This window comes from Flavobacterium glycogeni, assembly GCF_048286775.1.
In the GTDB taxonomy this organism is placed as follows: Bacteria; Bacteroidota; Bacteroidia; order Flavobacteriales; family Flavobacteriaceae; genus Flavobacterium.
Genome location: NZ_JBLVPV010000006.1, coordinates 190927 through 212611, shown reverse-complemented (window position 1 = coordinate 212611; position 21685 = coordinate 190927). Strand labels below are relative to the sequence as shown.

The window sequence follows — 21685 nt, the reverse complement described above, 5'->3', positions numbered from 1 at the left end:
AATCAAAATATTTTTTAGTGATGAAACGTTAAAAATTGCTTTTAATAATTGAATCAATTATTTACCTTCCCATCCATCCGCCATCAACGGTCAATAAAGTACCGTGCACATAGTCGGCTGCTTTTGAGGATAAAAAAACGACAGGGCCTTTGAAATCTTCCGGTTCTCCCCAACGATTGGCAGGAATACGTTCTAAAATGGAACGGCTTCGGTTTTCATCAGCCCGTAAGGCTGTGGTATTATCGGTAGAAATATAACCAGGGACAATGGCGTTTACATTTACGCCTTTGGAGGCCCATTCGTTGGCGAAAGCTTTTGTCAATTGGGCGACAGCCCCTTTACTTGCGGCATAACCAGGAACGGTAATTCCCCCTTGAAATGAAAGCAATGAAGCGGTAAATATAATTTTTCCCTGTTCCCTTTTCAGCATTTCCTTGCCAATTTCCCGTGTTAGAATAAAAGGAGCGGTTTGATTTATGGCTATAACTTCATCCCAATATTCATCGGGATGCTCGGCAATAGGTTTGCGTAAAATAGTGCCGGCATTATTTACCAATATGTCGATTTGAGGATGGTCTTCTTTTACTTTTTTAATGAATATTTTTAATGCTTCTCGATTGGAAAAATCACATTGATAAGCGTAAAATTTTCTTCCGCTAGCCAATACTTCTTGTTCTACCTCACTACCGGCTGCTTCTAAACTGGCCGAAACACCAATAATATCTGCACCGGCTTCCGCCAGAGCTACAGCCATTGCTTTGCCAATTCCTCTTTTGCATCCGGTTACCAAGGCAAGTTTTCCGTCTAATTGAAACATATCCAGAGTTTTCATTTTGTCTTTAATTAATTGTGGTTATTTCAAGTTTACTGTCAACGGCAAATTTATTTGCTGATAAAAATCATCCAAATACTTGAACCATTGTTTGGCATTGGTTATTTTTCCGGCTTTATTCCAGGCGGCTCCGGTGTAGTATACGATAGGTTCATTATTCTTTACTGCGGTTTTGGCTAATATTTGTGTATTGCCTACAATCATGTTGTTTGCCGGAGTGGTCAATATGGTGCCAACACCAGTTGTGCCATCTTCGCCATGAGTGGGTTCCCAATAACCCATTATGCCTTGTTGTTCGTTTAACGAAATAACACCATTTTCGGGTCTTTTGATTATACCTACAACAACTGGTAGTGGTTTGCTGTCTTCGAAAGTATAAACATTTTCTATGCGATTTAACTGTGAACCGGCATCTAAAGAAATAGTTTTTGTGGCTCTAACTTTTATTCCGCCAGCATCCCAAGTGTCATAAGTCAATTGGAATGAGGAGCGTAAAGGGCCATTATCCAATACTTTCCATTGGTGGTAATTTGCCGAATAGCGGATAGTGTCATTCACATAGGGCGCCATATTGCCTGCGCCCAATGAAAAACCAACATGATAATAGTCCATCCCATTGCCGTTATCTATATGATAATTTCCCCGTTTATAACGTTCGTTGATTATCAATTTATCAGTTCGTTTAACCCAAACGTCTAAGCCGTAAGCATCTTCTTTTGTTTTCTCTATGGCTTTACCGTAGGTACGAAAGGCTATTTGGTCATTTTCCCAAGCAAAATCATCTTTGCGTTCCGGCACAAAACGAGCATAGGTTTTGGCAACAAAAGTTTCCGGTTTTCCTTTTTGTATTAAAAGAGTAAGTGTCGATTTTGCTTTGACATTAACCTGAATTAGCAAATTTTGAATTGCAGGAAGTCCCTGATGTTCCAATTGGAAAGGGATCTGTTTCTTGGTAACGGGATTAATCACCACAAAATTAGTGGTATCTATTTGCGGATAATGGGATAAAACAGTTTCCCATTTCACTGCTACGATGGCTTCTTTTCGTTCTAAAGCTGAATTGTTTTGAATACGAATGGTCGCTTTCGTTTGTGCCAAAAGACCCATTGGCAAGATAAGAGCAAGCAATAAAAGGGATTTGATAAATTTCATAATGAGTTATTTTAATTCATTAATAGCACAATGATCCATGTCGCCATAGTCTAAGTTCTCTCCAGCCATGCCCCAAATAAAAGTATAGTTGGAGGTTCCCGCTCCCGAATGGATGGACCAATTAGGTGAGATTACAGCCTGTTCGTTCTGCATCCAGATGTGTCTCGTTTCTTGTGGTTGACCCATAAAATGGCAAACACTCTGATTTTCTGGTATTTCGAAATAAAAATACGCTTCCATGCGTCTGTCGTGGGTGTGGGCCGGCATGGTGTTCCAAACGCTTCCAGTTTTTAGTTCGGTCATTCCCATTTGAACCTGACAGGTTTGCACCACACTATTCACGATTAATTTATTGATGACACGATGGTTAGCCGTTTCTGCTGATCCTAATTCTACAATCTCTGCATCAGATTTTGTTATTTTTTTGGATGGATAAACATGATGAGCCGGAGCCGAATTTAAATAGAATTTTGCAGGGTCGTTGGCATCAACCGATTCGAAAAACACCTCTTTTGTACCTTTTCCAAGATACAAAGCTTCTTTAAAGTCGATTTCAAATCGCTCGCCATCTGCGGTAACAATCCCTTTTCCGCCTACGTTAATCATACCGATTTCTCTTCTTTCCAGAAAATATTTAGCTTTTAAATCATTAGGATTGGGTAGCGTCAATTTTTGGTTTATTGGCATGGCACCTCCTATAATATATCTGTCGAAATGAGATAAAGTCAGTCTAACCTCATCGCCACTAAAAACGGTTTTAATTAAAAAATTTTCGCGTAAAGCTTCAGTATCCATTTGTTTTGCTTCTTTTGGACTTACCGCAAAACGGCTTTCAAAATTGGAATTCATAAGTGTTTTTTTATTTTTTTGTATTCTTAGGGTTTGATTTTAGCCCATTATTTAGCTGAAAAATCTCCAATACTGCTTTTTTGGCATGAGATTTTTCTACTGAATTATTCAAAAATGAAGTATTTTAGGTTGACATCCTTCTTATCAACTGCACAGGTATTGTTGTAACTTCAGTTTGTACAGTAGTCTCGACTTCATTTGTTTTCTCGGTTAATTTTTTCATCAATTCATCGACTATTTTATTGCCGACCAATGTTGGAAATTGTTCTACCGTAGTAATCGATGGCCTGATGATTTCTGTTCTGGAATCATTGGAATAACCAACAATTTTCAAATTTTCGGGCACGGCGATATTGTGTTCGCGGGCAAACTCCAATACCGCAATGGCGCTAGTGTCATTGGATGTGAAAACGGCATCAGGTTTTATTTCGTCTTCAAATATTTTTTCCATCGCCTTGCGGGCATTTTCGTGTGTTAGTTCTTGATAGAAAATTAGGTCTTCATTAATCGGAATGTTGTATTGTGCCAGTGCTTTTTTATAACCTGTAGAGCGGTCGATATAAAGATTGGAAGTCAGCGGTCCTGAAATATGGACTATTTTTTTGCAGCCCAATTCCAATAAATGTTGGGTAGCCAAATATCCTCCTCTGAAATCATCGCCTTTAACAATCGTTGCTTTATAAGGTTTGGTAGGTACCCTATCGTAAAAAACCAAAGGAATATTGTTGTTGACAAACACATCAAAATGGCTGAAATCTTCGGTTTGGAGCGTGCAGGCAACAATCAAAGCATCAACCCGAGAGGAAAACATAATGTTGGCCAGTTCTTTCTCTAACTGTAAAGAATCGTTTGACTGGCAAATGATCAAATTATAACCCAGTTTATGCAATTGATTTTGTATAGTCGTAATTACTTCAGCATGAAAAAACATCGATATGCGAGGAACCATTAGGCCTATAGTATGGGTTTTGTTACTGCGTAGACTTGAAGCCATTAAATTGCGACGATACCCCAATTTTTCAGCCATATCCAACACTCGTTTTTTGGTCTCCGCTTTTACATAGGTCCCATTATTTAATGCTCTAGAGATTGTTGCAGGAGAGAGTTTTAAAGCCTCTGCAATATCGAGTATGGTATTATCTTGATGTTTTTTTTCTTTTGGCATAATCTATAGTATGATAACTAATTAATTTTAAAGGTATTGATGTGTTTTTTAATGTTATTTATTTTTTTCTGCTTTATATTCATTTTCAAATGCTACTAAAATAAATTTTATTTTCAAAATAAGAGTTTTTATTTTATGTTAAACGCTTTTTATTACTAAATTTTGGAAAATAAATGAGCAAAAAAATACTTTTTTCATAGTTCTATTTACGTTTTGGCTTGTTGATAGGCTTCTTTTATTTCTTCTGTTCCTCCTACTTCGAGTACGATAACAAAAGGTTTATTTGATTTATATTCCGTAGGAATTGCAATGCTATAAAGGCTGGAATTCTGTTTGTTTCTTCCTCTGTTAATAATGTCTGCTGTTTTTTTATTTTCTAATAAATAGGCTTTAACAGGTTTTAATCCTCCTTTTGGGATTTCGATGTTTACTCTTTCATTAATTGGTCTGTTTATGACAGTGAGATAAATTTTGTTGTCTTTCTTGGTATAATAACCCCATCCTTGTTTCTTTAAATTAACGTAGGTGCAACCATATATAGCTTCATTGTTTATCTTCATCCAATCCCCTATTTCCTTTGCCAATTTGGTTTCTTCGGGTCTGATAGCTCCTTTCCCATCAGGACCAAAATTGAGAACGAAATTGCCATTTAAGGAGACCGATTTTACGAGCATTTCTATTAAATCATGAGATGTTTTTACATACCCTCTCCAATCTGAATGATAGCCCCATTGATTTTCGGGGACTGTCATCACACAATCCCAATCATTTCCGTGTACATCCTCAATTGAATTTGGTAAATCACGTTCCCATCCTTGTTCATAATCGCCCATCAAAACACCATTAGAATCAAAACCACGTTTTCCGTTTTCATCAGCTCTAAATCGACTTCCTATTATTAGTCCAGGACGCATTGCTCTTAATTCTTTTTCCAATTGGTCCACCCAAGCAAATTCTTTCATCCATGCGCCATCCCAAGTGCCATCGAACCAAAGTCCTTTTGCTGTTGGGTAATCCGTCAATAGCTCGATCAACTGATTGCGGGTAAATTCTTTGAATGTCGCATACCTAGTCTTTTCTTCATCCGTTTTAAAAGGTTTGTAATTAGACCAATTCAGTCTGTCTTCTGTAGTTATCCCAGTACCTGCCTGATAACCCGGATGATTCCAATCAATAATAGAGAAATATAGGTAAACATCAATCCCTTCTTTATCATAAGCAGTCACTATTTCTTTAAGTATGTCTTTCTTATAAGGGGTGTTTTTAATGTTGTAATCCGTGTATTTACTTGGCCAAATACAAAATCCATCATGATGCTTCGTGGTTATAATTACATACTTAGCGCCCATGTTTTTAGCTTGTTTTGCCCATGCTGCAGCGCTAAAATTGACAGGGTTAAATTGTTTGTACAGCTTGTCATATTCGGCATTCGGCATACCTTCCCAGGAACGAATCCATTCTGCTGCTCCTCCATAATATTTTCCATCCCAATGCCCTCCCGGAATGGCATATACTCCCCAGTGGATAAACTGTCCCAGTCCATATCCTCTCCAACGAGCCATATCAGCATCCATTCTTTTACCTTCTCGGTGTGAACCGTACTGCAATGGAATTTTTGTTTTTTCCTGGCTAAATGATTTTGCAGGCAAGCAGACTGTTGCAATAAAAAAGATAAAGAGTAACTGTTTTGCTGCTATGATTTTTACTTTTTTATTCATTGTTATTTCAATTTCACAAACAAGTGTGCACTATTATTAAATGGCAATTATTCTAGGTAGTTAATATTCCACATGATAATCCTTTTTAAAAGGCTGGCTACTCCATGCTTTTTTTGAAGTCCAGTCAGTCGCGGGGTCGGTCCAGAATTTATTGTCTGCCGGTAAACCCAATGTTAAAAAACCCAATGTAGCCATATACAAACTTCCGGTAGAGGTATAGTAATCTGCTATCATGGGCTGATGGCCACAAAAACCAAGTACCAGCCATCCGTTGTTGTCAAAATTATTGCAGTCGTCATACATGCGGTGCATTACTGCACTTAATGCACAACGGACCTGTGCCTGTGCGACATATTCCGGTAATTTTTCCATTAATGCTGTTTGTGCCAAAGCTTGGAAGGCTGCGGTACGATAGGTAATGGAACGTCCAAAGGCGGGGTAAGTTCCATCAGGTGCAATAAAACGTTCTGAAAACTCTGAATAACGCACCATTCTTTTTACGGCGGTTTCATACTCCTCGATCTTAATTTTTTTCTTATCCAACAGCACTTTAAAAAAGTCCACCAGCATTGGATGTATTACATAACTATTGTAATAATCCATGCTGAAACTGGGACCATCGCTATACCAGCCATCACCCTGGTACCACTCAATCATTTTTCTTTTGGCAAAATCAATACGGACAGGATCCGGTTGTTCACCAATGCTCAGCAGGAAAGCCTCATTAATACCGGCAAACAAAAGCCAATTGTTATAGGCACCTGTTCTGGTACGCAATGCTTTAAATTCTTCTATTACTCTTTTTTTTGTTACGGAATCCAATGGTTCCCACAATGCTTTTGGAGCCCTTAAAAAAGCCTGGGCCATATAGGCAGCATCAACTATCGGTTGGCTTTCGGTTCTGAAGTTGAGATAATCCGGATTGTTAGGATCAACTGCATTGGCAATTCCTTTCAGCAAGGCCTCCCGTAATTCTTTCCGCTGTTTTCCTTCTTTCGTATCATCATCGGGCAGTGCCAGCCAGGGAGCTACGCCAGCCATGGTACGGCCAACGGCTTCTAAGTAAGTTACTTTTTCCACCTGCAAGCCGTAACCCGGACCCTTTTCTAAAGGCATGTTTTTTTTCAAGGTGCCCTGTGCCAAGTTTAAAATAACAGGCGAGGCTATTTTATATAACAGGTTGCTCCAGTATTCCCGATCCTGTGCACCGGTTACCATTGCAACTACCTGTTTTTTAGATTTATTTTTGCTTTTTTGTGCCATAACATTTGTTATTGGCACACATACCGCCAGTAATACTATTGCAGCAATAGCAGGAATGGATCTTTTTTTTATGCAATTTTTCATTTAACTATTCTTGATTAAATTTGATTAGTTCTATTCCTTAACATGCTGTCCTTTTTTAGCTTCTAAATTAATAATCGACCGCATAATCTTTCTCAAAAGGTTGGCCGCTCCAAGCTTTGCGTTGTGTCCAATCTGTAAAAGGTTCTGACCAAAATTCATGAGTGGCAGGTAAACCCAATGGTAAAAATACCAATGACGTAATGTACATACTACCCGTGTTGGAATAATAATCAGCCAGATTTTTTTGTTTATCGCCGATCAATCCCAGTGTAAGCCAATCTCCTTTTGTAAATGTGGATGGGATGAACATTTTCTTCATCACCGATGTTAATGCAGATCGTACTTGGGCAGGTTTTATCTCTTTAGGCAAAGCATTATCCAAAGCCAGTTTTACCAATGGCCAAAATGTACCAACACGATAGGTGGATGAACGACCAACAACCAGATATGTTCCTTCGGGTGAAATATACCGCTCTTGGAAAGAAGCATAACGCTGCATCCTTTTATAAGCAATGTCATATTCCTTTTTGTCTCTTCTTCCTTTTGCAACATTTACTCTCAGTACTTCAACTAACATAGTATGAATGACAAAACCATTATAGTGATCAAAATGAAATTTATCCCCATCACTATACCAACCATCGCCTATATACCATTTGTTTATTTTGTCAATGGCAGTATCAATTCTTGCCGCATCAATGTCTTCACCAATGTTTAATAAAAAACTCTCAATCATGGCGGCAAATAAAATCCAGTTATTGTTCCAGGGTTTTATTTGACGAATGGTCTTGAATTCATGGATGAAGCGTTCTTTGGTTACCGCATCCAAGGGTTTCCATAATGTATCGGGAGCTGCTAATAATGCTTGTGCTATATAAGCCGCATCTACTAGAGGCTGTTGTGTTTTTGAGGAACCCCAATACAAATAGTCGGGGCTGTTTGGATCTACGGCATGAGCAAGGCTTTGTTGTGCTTGCAAAAGGAGCCGCTTTCTAATTATGCCTTCAGCAGTAGTGTCTTCGGGTAAGGCAAGAAAAGGAGCAAGCCCTGGAATCAATCGGCCAAAGGCTTCCATGTAAGCCACTTGTTCATTTCGTCCGTCCCAGGTCGGGCTGTATTCCATAGGCATGTTTTTTCGCAATTCTCCCTTACTCATATTACTTAATACGGGAGTAGCAATTTTATCCAGTAAGTCTATCCAGTAAGCACGGTCATTTGGTTTGGTTGCTACAGTATCATCGAAAATAGAATTTGTGCCTGCCACTATATTTTGTCCGGGAACAAAACCTGTAAAAGCAAGTAAGGATGACCATTTGAGAAAATTTCTTCTTTGCATTAGTTACTATTTTTATACTGTTTCAAATTGCTTTTTATTTTTTCGATAATCGATGGTTGCATTTGGCTTGACCAATGAATAAATCTTAACCAGGTTTACAAATACCATTTCTTATATCTCTGTAATGCCTCCAAAAAATAATAATCGGCATAAGTAAGCGGTACATCAACTTCCGAATTAAACGGTAAAGCCCCTACGCTGTGCATCAAAAGAAATCCTCCGTTTTCTCCCAACTTAGCGCGGTATTTGTCTGAAGCAAGAGATTGGATCATCTTCTCAGCCGCCGCCACATATTGTTTTTTCTCTTTTTTAGTGGCGTACTGTCCCAGTTCTAATAATGCAGAAGCCACTAATGCGCCTGCAGAAGCATCTCGTAAAGCATTTGGCATGTTTGGTGCGTTAAAATCCCAGTACGGAATTTTATCTTCAGGCAAATTGGGATGACTGAGTATAAACTTGGCGATATTTTTTGCTTGTTGTAAATAGTTTTTGTCTTTCGTAAAGCGATACATCATCGTATAACCGTATAATCCCCATCCCTGACCGCGGGCCCAAGCAGATGAATCTGCTGTTCCCTGCCAAGTTATTTTTTGAATAACCTTGCCCGTAGCCAAATCATAATCTAAAACATGATAAGAGCTGTAATCCGGTCTGAAATGATTCTGGATGGTAGTATTCGCGTGTGTAATAGCAATCTCTTTATATTTAGGATCTCCTCCGTTATCGCTGACCCAGCTTAACAATTCCAGATTCATCATATTGTCAATAATTACCGGACATTTAAATCTTTTACTGCTGTCCCAACTCTGGATTGCTTTTATAGAAGGACGGTATCGGGTTGCTAATGAGGCTGCGGCAGTATCGATGGTAGCCTTATCTTCAGGTTTTCCAAATAATCTGTAAGCATTGCCAAAACTGCAATACATCATAAAACCGAGATCGTGGTTGCCTGTGAAATGTTTTTCTTTTTCCAGGATCGCCAAGCGTTTTTCCGCTTCTATTCTTATTTCTGAATCTTTTGTGTATTCATAAATATACAAAAGAGTTCCAGGGTAAAAACCGCTGCACCACCATTTAGTATCGCTCGTTTCCACCTTGTTAGTTTTGGTATTAAATGTTTTAGGCATAACATCCCCAGCCACATTTTTACTTAAAACCTTGTATTGCTGGGCGGCAAAACTGAACTGCTCATCGATGAGCTGCGTCATTTTGTTTTTAGTTGAGGTGTTTTTGTTTGATTTATCTTGTGCAATAATGGTGTTGGACATCCATAGGCATAAGAGTAGTATAAAAATGGACTCTCTTTTTGATGATTGTTTCATGTTATTTTGGTTAAATTATATTTGTTTTAATCGGGGTTTAATAGTTTTAACAATATTATAAAAACGTTTTCATAAATTGTGTATTTATTTGCAGTTTTTTAGTTTTCGGCTATTCTTAATTTATAATTATTGAGCAATAATTTTTTCTTATCTGTCAATATAATGCGGTATAACTTGTCTTGTTTCCAAGAAGTTAGTAATCGCTTATCGGTAAGGGGCAATTCTTCTATCTTTATTTCAAAAATGGCTGCTGGATAATAGAAATTGATGCTTTTCCCTCCTTTTTCTTTCAGTTTTATTTCACCGGCTTTTACCAGTACTGGAAGCTGTGTTGTTATAAAATGTTGCTTCGATTCCCCTTTGTATTCCTTCAATGAGAATTGATCCTCAATTACTAATTCGGGCTGGGATGCTCTTTTCAGGGTATAGGTTCTATTCCAAAATTTACAAGAAGCCTCTTCGGGATAGGCACCCGCTACGTTTAAACCAAAGCGGAGCTGGGATTTTGAGTTTTGAAAACTAACCTGTGAGGCTTTGAATTTTTTTCCATAGGCTTGGGAAAAACCGTTAATCATAGGTACATTATGGTAGTCCGACTGCATGGTCCAAATTTCATATCGCTTAGGACCAAAAGTTTTTGACGAATAGGTTTCTACTCCAATATCTGCTAAAAGGGGTGTCCCTTCATGATAAAGAACAAAAGTGCCTATGTCATTGTGATTATGGCTTTCATCATTATAACCGCCTTTTGCAGCAAAGAAAAAACCTTTTGAAGAATCTTTGTCGGTTCTTCCCCCGCTAACTTCCGTACCATTAAACCAAAATGACATTTCTGTTGATTTGACGGCGGGAGTAACTTGAATTGATGGATAAAGATCGACATTGTGTATTGCAACATCTAAAGAACCTTTTGTAGGAGAGCCATAAAAATTTTCTTGATTAGCCAAAAAAGACCCAAATTGTTTTAATGAAGTATCATTTACATAATTTCCATATCGAAAAACCACACCTGGATAGGTATGCAGCCTCACGGAAGAGTCTGCAAAATTGATATAATAATCTTCATTAACATGAGCATTTAATATATAGGTTCCCATATTTTTTATAATAGGAGCATCAGATAAAGATATTTTCCCTTTAGAATATGTTTTAAGAAGTTCCAAATATTCCATCATCTTAGCAGCAGCATGACTCCAATACGCCGGTCCTTCTTCGCAAGCGCCATCGTCTTTGTAGTAATTTATAAATTTGTCTACAGATTGCATGCTTTTTGTGATTACTTGCTTACGTACTTTTGGTGTTACTTCGTTCCCCAATAACAAGGTGCTTAATAGTACATTGTAATTACACCATGGGTTCCAATTGTTTACGAAATTCTCGTTTTTAAAACTCATCCACCAAAAGTCATCTCGAACGGTGTAGGGTTCGATAATTCTATGGGTAATTTCATAAGGAATCCTTGCTTTTAAAAAAGGGGAAGTTTTCTCAAAGTCATCTTTAAAAAAATAATACGTCCACGCCAGTGTACTCGCGGTTTCTCCAGCGCCTAAATCTATAATTGGGTCGTTAATATTTGGAATTCCGATACCTCCTTTTTGAGCGGACAAATGAGCTGATAAGGCCCATGTAGATTGTTCGCATACAGCCCAACTTCCATTAATAATAGCATCCAAAAACTTTCCTTCTCCTTCCAAAACCTCAGCAAGAACCAATTTTTTTAAAACATCAAGGCCATCCGACCAATATTTCTCCATTCCCATACGATCTCCGCTACGTTTATAATCAAGATACGCAGTTGCCGGAATACTAGGCCAATTATACGTCATAATTTCCTTGGCGTCAGATAGTATCTTTTTTTGGACGTCTTTAGGCAAGTTCATCAGGCGATTATGGAATTCTTTTTTTTCAAATGGTTTGTATTGTGTTGAATCGAGTGACTCTATCACGTCTTTTTGAATTATTGCCGTGAGTAAGTCTCTTTTTTTCTGGGCATTTGAAACAATAGAAAAAAGTAAAAACATTCCAAAAATAAGCCGTCCAAGGGAGGACTTATTATTGCTTTTGCTTGTTTTGAAGGAAATTGAAAAAAAATCTGTCATGATAAAATGCTTTAATAATGTTCAACTTTATAGTATCTAATTCCATTTAATTTTAAAAATTTACTGGAATATTTATTGATAATGTTGTATCACAAACTATCTGTTTATTTATTCCAGTAAATACAAAACTAAAAGAGTATTAGTAACCCGTTGGGTGTAATTCAAAACGTCAGTTTGAGTGTTTTTTGTGGAGTAAAACGGAACAAAAAATGTATCGAGAACCGTTTTTAATACTAATTTTCTAGTTCTCGATACAATTTTCTTCCCGAGGCTTCGGGAGAAAATCACTCGAACTGACGAAAATTATCATCAAAAACTAATTACACCCAACGGGTTATTAGTAATAAAAAGCCGTTTAATTTTTTGGGGTAAACGGCTTTTTAATTTTTGTGTCAATTACCAACCTGGATTTTGCTTTAAGTTAGGATTAAGAGCCAATTCATTGATAGGAAAAGGCCATAAATAATCTCTGGCAACGTCGAATTTTCTAACAGCACTTTTTTGAGCTATGATGAAATTTTGTGGATTTAACAAAGGTATAACTGAGGTGCCAAATTCGGTAAAGAAATAATTCCCTAACACATCTTTAGGAAGTTCAGTTTCGGCAATTTTCCATCTGATTAAATCCCAATAACGAAACCCTTCAAGAGCAAGTTCCACTCTGCGTTCTCTTCTTATCTCTGTTCTCATATCCAAGCCATTAGCCGCCACAAAAGCATTTGTTAGTTTAGGCATATTAACTGAAGTCCTTTGTCTCAGTAAATTAATGGAGAGGTTCAGGTCAGTATCACTAATGCTGCCATTCAATTCATAAGTGGCTTCTGCATACATCAGTAACACTTCTGCATATCTTGTAATTGGCAAGTCAATATAGGATCTTTGTAAGGTCCAATCAGCAATATTGGCATAACATCTATTGGAAAAACCTGTTTGGTCAAAACGTAATGGAGCAACGGTGAATACTGGAGCCGTTCCAATATAGGGATCTCCTGTCTTAAAAAATCGGTTGCCCATTCTAGGGTCTCTGTTTTTGAAAACTTCAAGTGTTTTGGTAGGTGTTACATATAGAGGAGACTGGGTTGTAGGTAAACCGTCTGTCATCAAATACGAGTCTGCCAATGCTTTTGTAGGACTAGCTGCCCCTCCCTCTAAATTTCTCTGAACAACATGATTAAGTATCGATTCCGAGATATTTTTACCGTATTGTCTCACCAGAATATTTTCTTTATTGGCAAAACCTTCTCCTTCATATTGGAACAGTTGAAAGTAATCTTTAAACAAGCTGTGTTCTCCTGAAAGCATTACCTGTTTTGAAGCATCTTTGGCTATAGTCAGGTGTTTTGCAGGATTTCCATATCCATGAAATTTTGAACGTGTTCCTTCAAACAAAGCAACTTGGGCTTTTAGAGTCAAAGCAGCGTTTTTGGAAATTCGTCCGTAATCCACAGATCCTAATTGCGTTACGGTTCTTAATTTGAGAATAGCATCGTCCAAATCAGTATATATGGCATCAACAATTTCTTCTCTTGTGGCTTGCGCAGCCTGTAATTCAGGTGCATTTACTTCCAATGTTTTTAGTATTAAGGGAACGCCTCCATAACGTTGCAATAATTGATAATAGGCCCAGGCTCTGAAATATTTGGCTTCAGCAACATACCAATTGACACGTTCTTCCGTCACACCTGCCGCTAAAGCTTTAGCCGATTTTTCTATCATATTATTGGCGGCTCTAATGGTGGTGTAATTACTATTATAGCTTCCATCAGTTGCTCCGGGAATTCTAGACCCATCACTAATGGCATTTGGGCCTCCTCCATAAGCATCATCTGACCAAGTGTCGTTGGTTACCGGCAAAGTGGGTAATCTGGAATAAAAATAATTCGCAGCTAATTTCAAATCATTTTCGCTTAACCAGAAAGAGGGGTCGCTTAAACTTGTTTCCGGAACTCGGTCCACATCACATGATATTATAGTTGCTATCAAAAATAATACGGCAACGATTGTTTTATTTTTAGGTATCATAATTCGTAATTTAAAAAAAATTAAAATGTTAGGTTAACTCCAAATGAAACTGTTCCAAACACTGGGTAATCAGCATAAATGCCATTTTTTTGTTCGGGGTCAAAGGTTGTTTTAAACTTGCCAAATTTAGAAACGGTAGCAATATTTTCTGCTGAGAGATAGAATCTTACTCGGCTTAAAAATGCTTTATCCAACACGCTTTTTGACAAGGAATAGCCCAATTGTATGTTTTTTAGTCGTGCATAGGCGGCATCTAAAACCCATCTGTCGGAAGTAATATAGTTGTGGTATCCGTTTAAATAAGGTCTTGGGAAAGCAGCATTTTGATTTTCTGCGGTCCAATAATCCCCGTGAATTGCCATTGGCATAATCCACCCTTCGGCAAATGGTGTTATCATTTCTGAGTTAGGCATGAAAGCTCTCTTACCTACCCCTTGAATTAAAATGCTAAAATCTAAATTTTTCCAATTTGCATTAGCATTAATTCCAAATAAATAACGTTGTTGATCTTCACCTAATTGTACTAAATCACCATGGTCTGCTACGGTTCCTTTACCTTGATTAATTTTTCCATCGCCATTTTGATCGATATAAGCAATATCACCCACTCCCGTAAGAGTAGAATAAACTGGTGTTGTTGCTAATTGTTCCGGAGTGTTGATGTATCCTGCTGCCGTTTTATATCCCCATATAGTATTTAAAGGATACCCTTCGATAAGCGTATTTGTTCCAATTCCTATTACACTGACTCCGGCATAGTTAACCAGTTTGTTTTGATTGTCAGACAGGTTGAATCCAATGCCATAATTAAAATCACTGCCTATTTTGTCTCTATAATTTACTGCCAATTCCCAACCCCAGGATTCTAATATACCATTATTGATCTTTGGTGTGCCTACGCCAAAGGTGCCGGGTAAGCGCAAGGGAGTCAGCATGTTTTTATTTTCTTTTGTATAATAATCAAAACTGCCTGTCAACTTGTTTTTGAAAAATCCAAAATCAACTCCATAATTGAATGTTTCTACTGTTTCCCAAGATAAATCGGAAGAAGGTATAGTGCTTTGATAAAAGTAAGATGTTCTTGTTTCTGAGCCTCCTAATACCAAATTAGAATTTGTGGAAAGCATATTTAGGTAATCATAATAGCCAATACCCTTTGCGTTTCCTAATTGTCCCCAGGATACCCTTGGTTTAAGTTCAGAAATAAAAGGAGCATTTTTTGATACCCATTCTTCTTTACTTATGTTCCATCCCAATGAAGCAGATGGAAACGTTTTTATACGCAATCCGGGTGCCAAACGGGAACTTTCATCCGTTCTTATAGTTGCTTCCACAAGATATTTGCCTTTATAACTATAATTAAAACGCCCGAAATACGATTGGTTCGCATACGTGTTAATAGTCTGGCTGTTTGATTTAGTTGTTGCATCTCCCAAATTTAAAGAAGGGACATCGTTACTTTTTAAATTAGTCGCGCCAGAAGTGACAACTGAAAATCGGTAATCTTCCCATTGGTAACCCGCTAAAACAGTAAATTTATGGTTTTCGGCTATTGTGAGATTGTAATCGGTCAGGAATTGAAAATTTTCTGTTTTCAAAACACCTGGATTTTTGTCATCTTCAGACGAAACAACTTGATTTATGGTATATGAATTTGGGTTACCCAAGTAAAAAACGGGTTTTGTACGTCCCCATAATTCAACAGTTCTTCTAAAAGTTTCTGACTCTGCTAGTCTTAGTTTACGTCCATATATTGTTCTGAATTTAAGCCCTTTAACCAAATCTTTTATGGTCATTTGAAATGTCCCGTCGATATCGTCTATGGTACGTTTGTTAAATCCTCCTTGTGTTAAGTTGGCATAGGCATTAATTCCTGATGATCCGGCTAAACCATTTAAACGTCCTTCAGGGGTAAATATTGGGAATCTAAGTCTTGTTTTATACAGTTGAGAGAGTAAGCCAGCGCCATTAATATCAATTGAGGGCGAATCCGTGTCATGTTTGGCATACGATATATTTGAATCTAAATGAATGTATTTTGTTAAGTCAGTTCCAATATTCATGCGTAAGTTAAAACGACTAAAATTATCTTCACCTACTTTAAACATTCCTTCCTGATCTAAATAGCCTACAGAAAATAAATAATTTGTTTTTTCAGTACCACCACGAGCGCTTAAATTATGTGTTTTGATAAATGATTGTTCTCTTACCATCTGCTTGGTAAAATCTTTTTGATTGTAAAAAATATACTTGTTAGGATCAGTAGGATCCAATATGAATTCCACGCCATTTTTAATGTTATCTAAGTCTGCCGGAGAGTATTCAGGCGCTACCCCTTTATTTTTTCTGGCAAGATTAGACATAGTTGCTTCGTCTAATAATGACATTCTTTGTGGGAGGTATAATGGTTTTTGACCCGCTAACTGAGTGGAATATTCAAATATAGTTTTACCTTCTTTACCTTTTTTTGTAGTCACTAATATTACACCTCCGGCCGCTTGCGCACCGTAAATTGCCGCCGCTGCTCCATCTTTTAAAACACTTATAGTTTCTACATCTGAGGGGTTTATGGTTTGTAAGTTAAACAAAGGGGTTGCTACGCCATCTATAAGTAACAATGGATTTACGCTCCCATTAGCAGAAGTCACCCCGCGAATTTGAATGTTTAGATTTTCGTTACCGGGTTGTCCGCTTGTTCGTGTTATATTCATTCCCGGAACTGTCCCTTGCAACGCAGTTGCCAAACTCGTAACGGGACGATTTTCAATCGCCTTAGAAGTCACTGTAGAAACGGCGCCTGTCAGGTTTTCTTTTTTCTGGGTTCCGTATCCAACGACAACCACTTCATTAAGTTGAGAAAGACTCTCTTTTAATGTTGTGTTTACTTGGTTTTTATTTCCTGCTGCAATTTCTTTATTCTCAAAGCCAATGTAACTGAATACCAATACGGGATTTTCGCCTGAAGCTTTAACTTGATATCTACCGTCAAAATCGGTTACAGCTGAGGCTTTGGTTCCTTTTACGAGGACTGTTACTCCGGGAATCCCCATTTTGTTTACATCGGACACTACGCCGCTTATTGTTTTATTCTGCGCCTGTGCAAATGCAGGTGCAACTAACATCAGAAATCCAACAAGCAAATATTTAAATAGTATTGCTGGCGGTTGGCATTTCAATTTCAAATCTTTTTTCATATGCATTATAATTTGTTGGTTGGTTTAGTTTATTTGACAATATTATAAAAACGTTTTCATAAAACCAAATTATAAAATTGAAATATGTAAAAACAACTCAAAACACATACGATAATTACTCTTTTGAAAGAAATTTTCAGCTATATCATTAGCATTTTATGCAATTAATTATTGTTTATGTATTTATTTGACATAGTTTTTGAATTTTTTTTGTTTTAATTTTCCTTTTAAAAGTGTAATAATTGTTGATACGGTGTGTTTTCAATAAAACATTTCAATAAAAATGAAAACGTTATTATTAATTTAATAAATGTTTTAAATGTTTTTGAAATGCATTTTATTAATTGAAAGAGGTGTTCCGGGGTTGGTTAATTAATTAAAAGTGGAAGGGATATTTTTATGGTTGCCGCTAAAAATAGTTGCAAAAGAAATTTAGATTTAATTTTCGGACAGGTTTATGATTGTGATGCTATTTTAGTTTAGAATTTACCGGAATAAATAAACCCTACTAAAATGTATATTATGGCTTCCCATTTTAATAAATTTTTCAAAAAGATAACTGGAACCACTCCTAAAGAATACAGAAAAAAGCTAAAACTAAGGTTTAAAATAGGCTGTAAACATCACTATTCAGGGCAACCATTTTTAAAATAAATCACTTATAGAATGTGATTTTGTCATTTCGACGAAGGAGAAATCACACACGATATGGATTTTCGTGTGCATGTTTTGAAATAATTTTTAAAAGCAAAATGTCCTGCTTTACCCCCAATTTGATTTACTAAATCCTGCAAAAAGTGATAATCGCTTGTATTACTTCCAAATAATTTCCTTTTGGAGTTGTGGTATAAATATTCTGTTGCTTGGCCCATTTTAATTCCATTGCAAAAAAATCAACTTCTTTAAAAGGTTTGCCAGCCAGTTCATTATCCAATTGCTCAAAAAATAATTTCCATCTCGGTTCATGCAAATCTTTTATCAGACCTGACCATTCCTTATGGGCATATTCATGTAAATTGGTTTTTGGATTTGTATCCGGCCCCCAAATGGTGATTTGCATCCTTGCATTCTTTTCGGCTAATTGTTTTTCATAAGCGGTCTTACCAAAATCTTTAGCCTGTTTGATCCAGCTTCCCACCAAAAAGTTTTTATTGGTCGCCATCAATTTTTCCTGAAATTGCATCAATCGAATGAATTCCTTTTTATACCGATTATAAGTAACAACATCCTTTTGTCCGAAAGATTTCATCAAAGAATCGTAAGCCATTTGGCCGCGATTCGCCAATACCTGTCTGGCGATATCCGTAATATCATATTGAAAGGTTTCGCTGTTTTTGAAAGTATCAGAGGCTTTCAAAAAAGATTTCAATCCCTCTTCCAATATGTGATTATCATAAAACAGCTTTCTGGTTCCCCAGCTTGACACCGTTTCAATTTTTTTAGCAGGCCTTGCGGCAAACAAGGATTCGGTACATCCTTCCTGATAATCGGTATGGGAAATATAGGCTGATTTTTTCAGCGAAAGCAATCCATTGATCACATCATTATTTTCTTTGCCATAGCGATATTTTGCGTAATCGCGCAGCAAACTATCCGTATTGGTCGTGTTGCCCCAAGCACTGTTCAGTGACAGATCATACAACAAAGGGTTATTCAAGATTCCTTCGGGGATGATACCTATGCCTTTCATGTATTTCCCTTGCGGGCTTTGTTGTGCACGATGTGGCTCCTCGATAATGCGTTGCAATTTCCCATACAAACCTGGTTTTTCACCAAAATTATTGACACTAGACCATATCCAAGGTGTTCCATTATACGCATTGGAAGTTTCCCAATTGTTTTGGTTTTCACCAAAAAGATCGATCACCAAAACTTTTTCTTTTTGTAAATCCTGCAATAATTCCTTTTTGGGATTACCGCCCCAACCTTGTAATACCCAAGTGCTTTTTGGAAAATTAGATTGCATTTGCCCCTGAATGTTTTTTGCCGAAAGCGAAACATCGAGTCCTTTACTGCTTCCGCCTTCGTGGAAAGGATCTCCTCCAAAAATTTTACAATCGCCGTAAATATTTTTTATATTCTGATAATATACATCTGCCATTTTTGTAAACAGACTGTCCTGTGGGGAAAGCATTGCAGGCCGTTGGAAATCGCCCGCCCATTTGCCCTGCGCAACAATTTTTGCCGATGGAAACTTAGCTTGCAATGTAGAAGGCACCATCCCATAAAATCCCTGAAGAATCGGCTCAATACCCAGTTCTTTCATTCGAGCAAGCATCTTCTTCTGCAATTCCGCTTGTCGGTTAATCATATCATTGGTAACCGGACCGCCCCAACCTTCCAGATTCCCCATCAACCACCAAGCCGTATAAGCAGGACCCGGTATAAAGCCTTTTATTTCTTTATCGGTAAAACCAAATTGCTCCAATGTTTTTTGCCAAACGATTTCGGTACCGTTTATAGCCAACATTAAATTCACTCCATGCAAAGCCATCCAATCCAGTTCTTTCTCCCACCCGATAGCTATTGGATCCTTCCATTGGTAAAAACTCATGGAATAGTTATACGTACAATAATTCAATGCATAACGGTATTCAAAAGGCGTTTCAATTACAAGTTTTTCTTTAACCTCTGGCAATATGTCCAGTGGCTTTAAATTTTCGGCACCATGAGATACACTTTGATTGCAAAAATGATTCAAATAATAATTAAAACCCATTGCTGCCGCCGAAGCTGATGTGGCCGAGATATGCAGTTGCTTATTTTGACTAATCAATTCAAAGCGGTCATTGGCGGATGCTGGGAGTGAATGAAAAACAATTTTACCCTTTGTCCAGGGAGCGATTCTTTGGGTTAGTGCAGTTACACCTCTAAAATCCTGTGCCTGCAACTGAAGATTTACGCAAAAAACCACAAAGAACAATAAAAAGCCAAACCTTGTTTTCATATTACTTTTATTTTAAAAAACTTTACTCAATAAACCAATTACAACAAACTGCTTATTTTTGTTTAAAAATTTGCAACATCACTATTCCATGAGCCGGAATATTTGTTTCAAATTCATTTTCAAGAATGCCTAAATCTTCTTTTTTCCAAAGATTGCGCATTTTGTATTTCCCCTTCAATTGAAGTGCGGAAAAAGGGAATTTCGTCTGTATCGTTTCATTCGACAGGTTTAATAATCCCAACGCCAGACTACCGTCTTCCAGCTGTTTGCTCCACACTTCTGTATTCTCTAAAGTAGTTAGCAAAGAAGCCGCTTTGCCTAATGCATCTTGATTTACAGCAATTATTTCTTCATTGGTCAGTAAACTGAGCGTGGCATCATCAAGCTGTTCCATGTCAGTACCTATTAATAAAGGAGCACTCAACATACACCACATACTCATTACCGTTTTTTGCTCCTCAAATGTCAAACGATTCTTTCCTGCCTTGCCGGAACTTTGCGCTCCCACTGCTCCCACTTGCAATATATCGGGATCATTCCAATTACCCGGTTTCACAAAAGCTGATTTATCGGATAGTTTTTTAAAAGCATTCCGTACCGATTCCCAAGTGTCGTGTACATCATCTCCGGTACGCCAAAGCTGTCCACCACTTTCATCACCCCATTCCCAAACATTCCCCATCCCATACTGGCAAAGAGCATGGATGACATCTCTTTTTTGGAGTTTCAAAGCGTCTGACATTTTACGGTAGGGCTTAATCAATTCTTCTTTCGAATTACTTTTGGCAAAAGAACCATAACTACACCAATCGTATTTTAAATAATCAAAACCATTGTCAGCAAAAAATTTTGCATCCACCAATTCATAGCCATAACTGCCTGCCACACCACCACAGGTTATCGGTCCCGGTGAACTGTAGATACCAGCCTTGAAGCCCATTTGGTGCATGATAGTCGGGAATTTTTTGATATTGGTAAAATAGGAATTGGGCAACAATTCTCCTTTTGAACTCCTCATTTCTCCTTGCCTTTCGGGAAGATTATCCGGCCCTTCATAATATCCGTATACTTCTTTCGCTCCTGATTTAAGTTGTTTCCATACGGAATCATTTTTATTGGGCTGATTGGTCCAAGGATCATCAATCTCAATAACACTCCAGCCGTAATTCTGTAAGCCTTTCTCTTTCATGATTTCGGCAGAACGGATTACTTTATCTAAGGTCACATTGCGTCCAAAACTATACCAACTACTCCATCCCATCGGTGGTGTTAATGCCAACTTATCGCCAATAACCAATGTAAATGATTTTGAAACCTTCCCAAATTTGTTTTGGACTATCAATTCAATGGCGTATTCTCCCGCCTTTTTTATGGCCCCAGAGAGAACTCCGTTCGCCTTGTTGATCTTAACACCTTTGGGCAAATTCTTCACCTCAAACTCCATAGGCCTTACTCCACTGGCCGGAATAGTATACATAAATTCTTTTCCTGGGCTGGCTCCATATAACCTTGGTCCATTAATTTTGGGTTGGGTCGAAATTTGTTGCGCCTGAGAAGCCCATCCAAAGATTAAAAAGGACAATAAAAAGAGTAACCTTGTTTTCATATCTATATTATCTAAAGGTTTCAAAAACTTCACCAGGATAAAACAATTTCTGAGTGGTTTTGTTAATTGCATGTCTTAATTTTTATACATCCTTTT

The 21685-nt window shown here is 37.5% G+C and carries 13 protein-coding genes; all 13 read right to left on the bottom strand.

Features of this window, described 5'->3' with window-relative positions:
- Nucleotides 1–61: 61 nt before the first annotated feature.
- Nucleotides 62–832 (bottom strand): SDR family NAD(P)-dependent oxidoreductase, encoded by a 771-nt coding sequence (locus tag ACNQGX_RS07290; protein ID WP_417975259.1) that lies wholly within the window; start codon nt 830–832, stop codon nt 62–64.
- Nucleotides 833–853: 21 nt separating this feature from the next.
- Nucleotides 854–1984 (bottom strand): DUF4861 family protein, encoded by a 1131-nt coding sequence (locus tag ACNQGX_RS07285; protein ID WP_417975258.1) that lies wholly within the window; start codon nt 1982–1984, stop codon nt 854–856.
- 6 nt (nt 1985–1990) lie between these two features.
- Nucleotides 1991–2833 carry a 5-dehydro-4-deoxy-D-glucuronate isomerase gene (gene kduI, locus ACNQGX_RS07280; protein ID WP_417975257.1) on the bottom strand — a complete coding sequence of 281 codons (843 nt, stop codon included), beginning with the start codon at nt 2831–2833 and terminating at the stop codon, nt 1991–1993.
- Between the two features lie 124 nt (nt 2834–2957).
- On the bottom strand, nt 2958–3998 hold the full coding sequence (locus ACNQGX_RS07275) for a LacI family DNA-binding transcriptional regulator (RefSeq protein WP_131915998.1): 1041 nt from the start codon (nt 3996–3998) through the stop codon (nt 2958–2960).
- A 206-nt stretch (nt 3999–4204) separates the two neighbouring features.
- Complete coding sequence (locus ACNQGX_RS07270; RefSeq protein WP_417975256.1) at nt 4205–5716, bottom strand: alpha-L-fucosidase; 1512 nt, start codon at nt 5714–5716, stop codon at nt 4205–4207.
- 60 nt (nt 5717–5776) lie between these two features.
- Complete coding sequence (locus ACNQGX_RS07265; protein WP_417975255.1) at nt 5777–7063, bottom strand: DUF2264 domain-containing protein; 1287 nt, start codon at nt 7061–7063, stop codon at nt 5777–5779.
- A 67-nt stretch (nt 7064–7130) separates the two neighbouring features.
- The gene (locus tag ACNQGX_RS07260) at nt 7131–8399 is read right to left on the bottom strand and encodes a DUF2264 domain-containing protein (protein WP_417975254.1); all 1269 of its coding nucleotides are present in this window, start codon (nt 8397–8399) and stop codon (nt 7131–7133) included.
- 95 nt (nt 8400–8494) lie between these two features.
- Complete coding sequence (locus tag ACNQGX_RS07255) at nt 8495–9667, bottom strand: glycoside hydrolase family 88 protein (protein WP_417975280.1); 1173 nt, start codon at nt 9665–9667, stop codon at nt 8495–8497.
- 152 nt (nt 9668–9819) lie between these two features.
- The gene (locus ACNQGX_RS07250; RefSeq protein WP_417975253.1) at nt 9820–11820 is read right to left on the bottom strand and encodes a heparinase II/III domain-containing protein; all 2001 of its coding nucleotides are present in this window, start codon (nt 11818–11820) and stop codon (nt 9820–9822) included.
- Nucleotides 11821–12216: 396 nt separating this feature from the next.
- The gene (locus ACNQGX_RS07245; RefSeq protein WP_417975252.1) at nt 12217–13842 is read right to left on the bottom strand and encodes a RagB/SusD family nutrient uptake outer membrane protein; all 1626 of its coding nucleotides are present in this window, start codon (nt 13840–13842) and stop codon (nt 12217–12219) included.
- Nucleotides 13843–13862: 20 nt separating this feature from the next.
- Complete coding sequence (locus ACNQGX_RS07240) at nt 13863–17036, bottom strand: SusC/RagA family TonB-linked outer membrane protein (protein ID WP_417975251.1); 3174 nt, start codon at nt 17034–17036, stop codon at nt 13863–13865.
- Nucleotides 17037–17817: 781 nt separating this feature from the next.
- Nucleotides 17818–19983, bottom strand: coding sequence for an alpha-N-acetylglucosaminidase (locus ACNQGX_RS07235; RefSeq protein ID WP_417975250.1), 2166 nt, complete (start codon nt 19981–19983; stop codon nt 17818–17820).
- A gap of 52 nt (nt 19984–20035) precedes the next feature.
- Nucleotides 20036–21589, bottom strand: a complete 1554-nt coding sequence (locus tag ACNQGX_RS07230) for a putative Ig domain-containing protein (RefSeq protein ID WP_417975249.1) — start codon at nt 21587–21589, stop codon at nt 20036–20038.
- Nucleotides 21590–21685: the final 96 nt, after the last annotated feature.

Coding starts and splice junctions, on each gene's coding strand:
- ACNQGX_RS07275 (WP_131915998.1), bottom strand. CDS start 3,998: ATGCCAAAAGAAAAAAAACATCAAGATAATACCATACTCGATATTGCA.
- ACNQGX_RS07235 (WP_417975250.1), bottom strand. CDS start 19,983: ATGAAAACAAGGTTTGGCTTTTTATTGTTCTTTGTGGTTTTTTGCGTA.
- ACNQGX_RS07265 (WP_417975255.1), bottom strand. CDS start 7,063: ATGAAAAATTGCATAAAAAAAAGATCCATTCCTGCTATTGCTGCAATA.
- ACNQGX_RS07260 (WP_417975254.1), bottom strand. CDS start 8,399: ATGCAAAGAAGAAATTTTCTCAAATGGTCATCCTTACTTGCTTTTACA.
- ACNQGX_RS07230 (WP_417975249.1), bottom strand. CDS start 21,589: ATGAAAACAAGGTTACTCTTTTTATTGTCCTTTTTAATCTTTGGATGG.
- ACNQGX_RS07250 (WP_417975253.1), bottom strand. CDS start 11,820: ATGACAGATTTTTTTTCAATTTCCTTCAAAACAAGCAAAAGCAATAAT.
- ACNQGX_RS07245 (WP_417975252.1), bottom strand. CDS start 13,842: ATGATACCTAAAAATAAAACAATCGTTGCCGTATTATTTTTGATAGCA.
- ACNQGX_RS07285 (WP_417975258.1), bottom strand. CDS start 1,984: ATGAAATTTATCAAATCCCTTTTATTGCTTGCTCTTATCTTGCCAATG.
- ACNQGX_RS07290 (WP_417975259.1), bottom strand. CDS start 832: ATGAAAACTCTGGATATGTTTCAATTAGACGGAAAACTTGCCTTGGTA.
- ACNQGX_RS07255 (WP_417975280.1), bottom strand. CDS start 9,667: ATGTCCAACACCATTATTGCACAAGATAAATCAAACAAAAACACCTCA.
- ACNQGX_RS07270 (WP_417975256.1), bottom strand. CDS start 5,716: ATGAATAAAAAAGTAAAAATCATAGCAGCAAAACAGTTACTCTTTATC.
- kduI (WP_417975257.1), bottom strand. CDS start 2,833: ATGAATTCCAATTTTGAAAGCCGTTTTGCGGTAAGTCCAAAAGAAGCA.
- ACNQGX_RS07240 (WP_417975251.1), bottom strand. CDS start 17,036: ATGAAAAAAGATTTGAAATTGAAATGCCAACCGCCAGCAATACTATTT.